This window comes from Halovivax sp. (genome assembly GCA_007119345.1).
Taxonomy (GTDB): domain Archaea; phylum Halobacteriota; class Halobacteria; order Halobacteriales; family Natrialbaceae; genus Halovivax.
In genome coordinates this window covers 1-7,318 of sequence record SKPV01000167.1, presented here as the reverse complement: position 1 = coordinate 7,318, position 7,318 = coordinate 1, and the positions used below count along the sequence as shown (strand labels likewise).

The 7,318-nt window shown below is 69.4% G+C and carries 7 protein-coding genes; 4 read left to right on the top strand and 3 right to left on the bottom strand.

Annotation, left to right across the window (positions count from 1 at the left end; all coding sequences use genetic code 11):
- The first annotated feature begins 103 nt into the window (after window positions 1-103).
- The 3 genes from QZT59_RS11300 (at window position 104) to QZT59_RS11290 (ending at window position 4,036) form a co-directional block, all read left to right on the top strand.
- A complete protein-coding gene (locus tag QZT59_RS11300) occupies window positions 104-700 on the top strand; it encodes a hypothetical protein (protein ID WP_290815957.1) in 597 nt (198 codons plus the stop codon).
- A gap of 115 nt (window positions 701-815) precedes the next feature.
- Window positions 816-3,158, top strand: coding sequence for a DEAD/DEAH box helicase (locus QZT59_RS11295; protein ID WP_290815954.1), 2,343 nt, complete (start codon window positions 816-818; stop codon window positions 3,156-3,158).
- A 56-nt stretch (window positions 3,159-3,214) separates the two neighbouring features.
- Window positions 3,215-4,036, top strand: coding sequence for a bifunctional 2-polyprenyl-6-hydroxyphenol methylase/3-demethylubiquinol 3-O-methyltransferase UbiG (locus QZT59_RS11290; RefSeq protein WP_290815951.1), 822 nt, complete (start codon window positions 3,215-3,217; stop codon window positions 4,034-4,036).
- Between the two features lie 39 nt (window positions 4,037-4,075).
- Here the strand turns inward: QZT59_RS11290 and QZT59_RS11285 are convergent, their stop codons facing one another.
- From QZT59_RS11285 to QZT59_RS11275, 3 genes are all read right to left on the bottom strand, one after another.
- Window positions 4,076-4,750 carry an HAD family phosphatase gene (locus tag QZT59_RS11285; RefSeq protein ID WP_290815948.1) on the bottom strand — a complete coding sequence of 225 codons (675 nt, stop codon included), beginning with the start codon at window positions 4,748-4,750 and terminating at the stop codon, window positions 4,076-4,078.
- A 107-nt stretch (window positions 4,751-4,857) separates the two neighbouring features.
- Window positions 4,858-5,454 carry a DJ-1/PfpI family protein gene (locus QZT59_RS11280; RefSeq protein WP_290815945.1) on the bottom strand — a complete coding sequence of 199 codons (597 nt, stop codon included), beginning with the start codon at window positions 5,452-5,454 and terminating at the stop codon, window positions 4,858-4,860.
- Window positions 5,455-5,538: 84 nt separating this feature from the next.
- Window positions 5,539-6,303, bottom strand: a complete 765-nt coding sequence (locus QZT59_RS11275) for a heptaprenylglyceryl phosphate synthase (protein ID WP_290815942.1) — start codon at window positions 6,301-6,303, stop codon at window positions 5,539-5,541.
- 414 nt (window positions 6,304-6,717) lie between these two features.
- On the opposite strand from QZT59_RS11275, the gene QZT59_RS11270 reads away from it, so the two are divergent.
- Window positions 6,718-7,318: bacteriorhodopsin (locus QZT59_RS11270; protein ID WP_290815939.1), on the top strand; the 601-nt coding region annotated here is incomplete at its 3' end.

Genomic DNA, 7,318 nt, shown 5'->3' with positions numbered 1-7,318 from the left:
CGACCCGACCGCCCCGTCCACCGGAGCACGACCCGACCGCCCCGGTCCCCGGCGACGCGACAACACAAAGCTCATGAGACGGTCCGGTCTCGAAGCCGACACCATGAGCGGTCAGCACGCCACGACGGTCGACGCGTCCCAGCCCGGACGAACTGCCGTCGCCGCGAGTGCCGGTGCAGGCGTCCTCGCTGCGGCGGTCGGCTACGCGCTCTCGTACCTGCTCGTCGGGAGCGAGGCGAGCGAGAATTTCGAACGCGTCGCCGAGTGGAAGGGCGTGGCCTGGTACCACTACAGCGCGCACCTGGTCGACGTCGAAGCCGGCGGCTCGATCGGCGGTTTCAGCGGTACCACGACGGTGAACGTCATCGCCGAGTCCGGCAGCGCGAGCGCGCAATTGCTCTACCTGGTTCCGCCGGTCGTGCTCGCGCTCACCGGCGCGGTGCTGGCCCGCCGGCTCGGCGCGCGCGATCTCGGCGACGCCGTCGCCGCCGCCGCGCCCGTCGCCGTCGGCTACGGCCTCGTGATGGGGCTGGGCGCCCTCGTCGCCGAAGCCGGCGGCGAGGCGACGGTCATCGGCGTCGAGGTGGGCGGGTCGATGGCGCCGCAGTTGATTCCCGCGATCGTCCTCGCCGGCGTGCTGTATCCGCTGGTGTTCGCGACCGCGGGCGCCGCCCTGGCGACGGCCCAGGGTTCGCGGTAGCCGACGACGGCCCGGAGCCCCGGGTGCCGACGGCGGTACCGGCTCGACGGGGGCCGCCGGCCCGATCGCCCCGCGAAGGAAACGACTTTGAGCGGTCGCTCCCCCTATCCGATCGATGGAAGTCGCCGAAGTGCTCCCCGACTTCGCCGACGCGTTCGCCTTCGACTCGTTCAATCGGATGCAACGCGAGGCGCTCCCCGCCCTGTTAGAGCGCGACGACAACGTGGTCGCGAGCGCGCCGACCGCCTCCGGCAAGACCGCCCTCGCCGAGCTCGCGATCTGCAAGGCCCTCGAGGGCGGCGGCACCGCCGTCTTCGTCGCGCCGCTGCGCGCGCTGACCAACGAGAAGGAAGCCGACTGGGACCGATTCGAGGACCTGGGGTACTCCGTCTATGTGGTGACCGGCGAGCGAGAGCTCAACTCCCGTCGGGCGCGACGGGCGGACATCCTCGTGATGACCCCCGAGAAGCTCGATTCGGCGACCCGCAAGCACGACTCCCGCCGGTACGACTTCGTGACGGACGTCCAGTGCTGCGTCATCGACGAGGTGCACCTTCTCGACGCGGATCGCCGAGGGTCGGTCCTCGAGGTGACGATCTCTCGCCTGCGCCGGCTCTGTGACCCCCGGATCGTCGCGCTGTCGGCGACGATGCCCAACGTCGACGACGTGGCGGCCTGGCTCGACGCGGGGCCGGAGACCACCTTCGACTTCGGCGACGAGTACCGCCCGGTCGAGCTCAACTCGGGCGTGAAGACCTACACCCACGGGGAGAACGCCTTCGCCGACAAGTACCGCCGGCTCTACCGCGCGCTCGACCTCGCGGAGCCACACCTCCGGGAGGACGGCCAGGCGCTCGTCTTCGTCGCCTCGCGCCAGGACACCGTCCGGGCGGCCAAGAAAGCCCGCGACGAGATCGCCGAGCGAGACGTGCCGATGGGCGCCCGCGGGGAGTACGACTTCCACACGGAAGCGAAGCAACTCGAGAACGACACCCTCCGGAAGTCGGTGCTCGACGGCGTCGCGTTCCACCACGCGGGGCTCTCGAAGAACGACAAGGACCGCGTCGAGGAGTGGTTCAAGGACGGGACGATCGGTCTGCTGTTCTCGACGTCCACGCTCGCGTGGGGAGTGAACCTCCCCGCGCGCTGCGTGGTGATCCGCGACACGAAGTACCACGACCCGCTCGAAGGGGAAGTCGACATGAGCCCGCTCGACGTCCTCCAGATGCTCGGGCGGGCGGGTCGGCCCGGCTACGACGACGTCGGTTACGGCTGGGTGGTCTGTGACGGCGCGGACGCCGACAGGTACCGACGGCTGCTCCGCGAGGGGACGACGATCGAGTCCGGGCTGGCCGACACCCTCGACACCCACCTCAACGCGGAGATCGCGATGGGGACGATCGAGAGCGTCGGTGACGCGATCGACTGGCTCGAGACCACCTTCTTCGCCGTTCGCAAGGAGGCCAACCCGGCCGCCTACGACCTCCCGGAGAACCGGACGCTCGTGCGGGACGTCCTCGACCGCCTCGTCGCGGACGGCTTCGTCGAGCGCGACGGCGAGGGCGCGGTCGAGCCGACGGCGCTGGGCAAGCTCACCTCGCGATACTACCTGCGGCTGGGGACGGCGAGGGCGTTCCACGAGTGCTGTAACGGCGACGACCTCGAGGCCGACGCGATCCTCGAGGCGGTCGCCAGCGCCGAGGAGTTCGACTCCGTCTCGGCTCGCCAGTCCGAACGGGAGGCGGTCAACGCGGTGCTCGTGGGCCGGGAGACCGAGGGACTCTCGGCCGGCCAGCGGAAGGTGCTCGCCATCCTGCGCGCGGAGACCAGCGGGACCACGCCGGCCGACCTCCGGAGCGACGCCTGGGCGATCACCCGCAACGGCCTCCGGCTGCTCGCGTCGCTGCGATCCTTCCTCGACCGCTTCGCCGGCGGTCACGACGCCAACCTCGCCCGCCGGCTCGAGGCCAGGATCGAGAACGGCGTCGCCGAGGACGCGGTCGGCCTCACCGCGATCGACGGCGTCGGCGCCGGTCGCGCGAGCAAGCTCTCGAAGGCGGGACTCGCGACGCCGGGCGACGTCGCCGAGGCCGGCGTTTCCGGACTCGTCGACGCCGGACTCACCGAGTCGGTCGCCGAGAAGGTCCTCGAGAGCGCCGGCTCGCTCCCGGCCGTCGCGGTCGAGTGGGGGGCGTTCCCCGACCGGATCGCGACCGGGGAGAACGACGTGCGAGAGGTGACCGTCCGGAACCGGGGCGACGCCGCTCGCGCGGAGATCCTCGCGACCGTCAACGGCGTCGAGATGACCAGCGTCGACACCTACCTCCGCGGCGAGGAGACGGTGCCGGTGGGCGTCTTCGGCGCCGACGCGGACGAGCTGGAGTACGCCGTGAGCGTCGCCTTCCCCGAACTACCGCTGGTGCCGGCGGCGGAGACGCGAACGGTCGTCGTGGAGTGAGCGCCGTTCGTGACTGACTCCTGAAGGCTTATGCCTCGGCCCGGAGAGGCGGCCGCATGGGCGACTTCGTCGAGGAGAATCGAGCGTACTGGGAGGAGGCGGCCGCCCACCATCCGACGACGGACTACTACGACGTCGAGGCGTTCCTCGACGGCGAGTCCTCGCTGTGGCCGCTCGAGCGCGAGGAGGTCGGCGACGTCGAGGGGAAGCGGCTGTGCCACCTGCAGTGTCACTTCGGGCTGGACACGCTCTCGTGGGCGCGCGAGGGCGCCGCCGCGGTCACGGGCGTCGACTTCGCCGCCGAAGCGATCGAGCTTGCCCGCGAGCTCGCAGCGGAGGCCGGCCTCGCGGATCGAACGCGGTTCGTCCGCACGAACGTCTACGACCTGCCCGAGATCCTCGACGAGCGCTACGACGTCGTCTTCACCAGCTACGGCGTGCTCGGGTGGCTGCCCGACCTCGATCGGTGGGCCGACGTCGTCTCGCACGTCCTCGAACCGGGCGGGACGTTCTACATCGCGGAGATTCACCCGACGAGTTCGATGCTCCCGTGGGACTTCGACGGCGAAACGGCGACGTTCTCCTACCCGTACGTTACCCGCGACGAACCGCTGACGTTCGACGACGGCGCCACCTACGCCGACGAGGAGGCCGACCTCGAGCACGCACGAACCCACAACTGGAATCACGGTCTCGGCGAGATCCTGACCGCGCTGCTCGACGCTGGACTGGAACTCGATTTCGTTCGCGAGCACCGGTTCACGACCTGGGAGCAGTTCCCCGACGCGATGGCGCGCGGCGATGACGGGTACTGGCGGTTAGACGGCGACGTCGACCTCCCGCTGCTGTTCTCGGTGCGGGCGCGCAAGCGGGCGTGAACGCGGTCGGCGAAGCGGCGGGCGCTCGCTGCGGCCGGGTCACCCGCGAGACGGCGACTTCGCCTCGATCGTCACCGCCAGCACCGTCTCCCGCAGCTCCGCGGGATCCGCCGCGACCTCGTCGGCACGCGAGAGGTCGATGTCGCCGTGGGCGCCGATCTCGTAGGCGACGACGGTCGTTCCCGCACGGGCCGCCGCCTCGACGCCGTTCGCGGAGTCCTCGACCGCGATGCTTTCTTCCGGGTTCGCCCCGAGCGCCGCCGCCGCGTGCTCGAAGACGTCCGGCGCGGGCTTGCTGTCCGCGTCGATATCGTCGGCGCTCACGACCGCGTCGAACTCGCCTCCGAGGTCGAAGCGCGAGAGCACCAGGTCGATCCAGTCGTGAGGCGACGAGGAGACGAGCGCGACCGGCACCTCGGCCTCCCGGAGCGCCTCGAGGAGGTCGCGAAAGCCGGCGAGGAGCTCGACGCGCTCCGTGTAGATCGTTTCCGCCGTCTCGTCGAAGCGCTCGATCCACTCCTCGCGCGTGATGGCCGTCCCGTACTCGTCGTCCAGATAGTCGTAGATCTCCCGAAAGTTCATCCCCGATGTCTCCGCGAGGTCGACGTCCGCGTCGGGAACGGCGTCGGGGAAGAGATCGGTCTCCTCGAATTCGACCCAGTAGTCCTCGCTGTTCACGATCACGCCGTCCATGTCGAACAGCACTGCGGTCATCGACGGCGGCTACGCCGGCGGGCGGGAAAGCCGTTGGGTCGGCTGCACCCGCGGGGAGCGTTCCGTTGGATCCCTTCACACCGTGCGGAGCGTGCGGCCGGCTCGCCTCAGCGCACGATCTCGCCCCGCCGCTCGTGTTCCATCTCGCGTGCAACCTGGGCCGCCACCTCCTCGCCGAACTCTCGTTCGAGGATCCACAGCGCGAGGTCGATCCCGGCCGTCACGCCGCCGGCCGTCAGCACGTCGCCGTCGTCGACTCCCCGAGCCTCGCGGACCGCCGCGCCCGCGTCCGCGAGGTCCTCGAGCGCGACGTGGTGGGTCGTCGCCGGCCTGCCGTCGAGAATCCCGGCCTCGGCGAGGATCATCGCGCCGGTGCAGACCGAGGCGACGGTCGCGCCGGCGTCGTGACGCTCGGCGACCGCCGGCGGCAGCCGGCCCTCGTCGACGACCCGGCGGACGCCGCCCTCGCCGCTCGACCAGCCCCCACCGGGGACCAGGAGGAGGTCGGGTTCCCCGAGCGTCCCGTCGGGTTCGACCCGGAGCCCGTGGCTTGCCTCCACCAAGACGCGCTCCTCGAGGGTCACGAGCGAGACGTCGACGTCCGCGCCGACGGCGGCGCCGTTGTCGAGCACCTCGTAGGGGCCGACGGCGTCCAGTTCGTCGAAGCCGTCGAACAACAGGATCTCCACGTCGAGGTTCGTCATACGCGGTGAGTGGAGGGGACGGTCGAAACGTGTTTCGTCGTCGTTCGAGATCCGTGGCCCTGGCATCCACCGAGCGGGGCTTCCCTACTCCGGAACCGTCTCCAGGAAGCCGTCGGGATCGTCGTGGAAGACGTCGCCGACGACGATCGCGTCGGCGCCGGCGGCCAGGATCTCCTCGGCCTTCGCCCGCGAGTCGATGCCGCCGCCGTAGAGGAGGACGGTCTCCTCGAGGTGCGTCGCCGCGGCCGCGACGTCCGCGGGACCGCCGTAGGTGCCCGAGTACTCGACGTAGAAGATGGGGAAGTGATAGAACGCCTCCGTCGCGAGCGCGGCGCCGGCGACCTGCTCGGTCGAGAATCGCTCGGTCGCGCCCGCCGTCTCGGCCGCCGCCGAGTCGAGGTGCTGGATCACGTACCCCTCGCCGACGATCTTCTCGGCGACCTCGGCGACGGCGGCCTCGCCCTTCGACTCGATGACGTTGCCGACAACCGGGATGCTCGATCCGAGGACCGAGGAGGGCGTGGCGGCGAGCTCGGCGAACATCGCCAGGTGCTTGCCGACGAAGTGGTCGCGGTCGCCGTTGTACACCGCCGGAATCGCCAGGAAGTCGACGGTATCGACGGTGTCCATCGTGACGTGGTCGGCCTCGTAGGGTTCCTGACAGACCGCCAGCTCGGGGACGGCGTCCCGGACCGCCTCGATCGTCTCGAGGGTGTTCTCGGCCGTCACGTCGTCGGAACCCCCGATCATCACGAGGTCCGTGGCCTCGAGGATCGCCGGGTCCGGCGGTAACGGCTTCGCCGGATCGACCTTCGTGACGTGGTCGATCCCGCTCCAGTCGATGTGCATGGGAAGGTGCACGGAATCGGTTCTTATACGTTTGCTGATCCGTGCGAGCGGGCGAGCGAGGCGCGATCGGCGGCGAAACGCCCGCCGGCGTGTCCCGCATCGTCGACGGCGAACCGCGATTCGATTCCGGCGGATCGTCGGAACTGGGAGTCGGTCGGTGCTCCCCGGGCTACGGACGCCACGTCACTCAATCCCGAAATGGATCCGCGCGGAAATCACGTCGCGGTGAGTGCTACCGTCGGTGGTGACTGTCCTCGATCGAAGAGATTCATATCACTCATCTGTCTACCAGGGCGGAGCTCCGTTTCGGCGGCAAACGACGCGCTAGAGGGCCTCAGAGTCGATGAAAAGCGGTGTTACTGCCGAAAGGATGACCTCCGGTTTATGTATTTTGACGTGAGAGCCATCAGTGGCATGTCCCAGTCCATCGAGGCCTCGACCGCCTTCGTCGCGTACGTCGCCCAGACGAACGGACTGACCGACGCGGAACTCTTCGAGTACGTCTTCGGTGGAGACAACACCCTGTTGGCGTTGTCGTTCGTCGTCAACATCGCGCTCGCCGGGTTGACGATCGCGGGGATCGCGTATCTGGGCCGAACCCTCACCGATCCGCGTTCGAAACTGATCGCCATCGCGTTGATGCTGATTTCGGTCGTCTCGATCTCGAGTTACACCGGCCTCGCCTCGGGGCTGACGCTGAGCGTCATCGAGATGCCGTCGGGCCATCCGGCGGCGGGGACCACGACCGCCGGCGAAGACGGCGTCCTGACGATGTGGGGTCGGTACCTGACGTGGACGTTCTCCACGCCGTTCATCCTGATCGCGCTGGGGATGATCGCGGGATCGAACTGGACGAAGATACTGACGGCCTGTGCGTTCACCATCGCCATGTGTGTCACCGGTCTCGCGGCGGCGCTGACCACGTCGTCGCTACTCCTTCGGTGGTGGTGGTTCGCGCTCGGATCGATATTCTTCGTCGTGATCCTCTACCTCATCCTCGTCGACTGGACCGCGG

Excerpts from the sequence above, each read along its gene's own strand:
- QZT59_RS11300 (WP_290815957.1), top strand. The coding sequence starts at position 104 with ATGAGCGGTCAGCACGCCACGACGGTCGACGCGTCCCAGCCCGGACGA.
- QZT59_RS11295 (WP_290815954.1), top strand. The coding sequence starts at position 816 with ATGGAAGTCGCCGAAGTGCTCCCCGACTTCGCCGACGCGTTCGCCTTC.
- QZT59_RS11290 (WP_290815951.1), top strand. The coding sequence starts at position 3,215 with ATGGGCGACTTCGTCGAGGAGAATCGAGCGTACTGGGAGGAGGCGGCC.
- QZT59_RS11285 (WP_290815948.1), bottom strand. The coding sequence starts at position 4,750 with ATGACCGCAGTGCTGTTCGACATGGACGGCGTGATCGTGAACAGCGAG.
- QZT59_RS11280 (WP_290815945.1), bottom strand. The coding sequence starts at position 5,454 with ATGACGAACCTCGACGTGGAGATCCTGTTGTTCGACGGCTTCGACGAA.
- QZT59_RS11275 (WP_290815942.1), bottom strand. The coding sequence starts at position 6,303 with ATGCACATCGACTGGAGCGGGATCGACCACGTCACGAAGGTCGATCCG.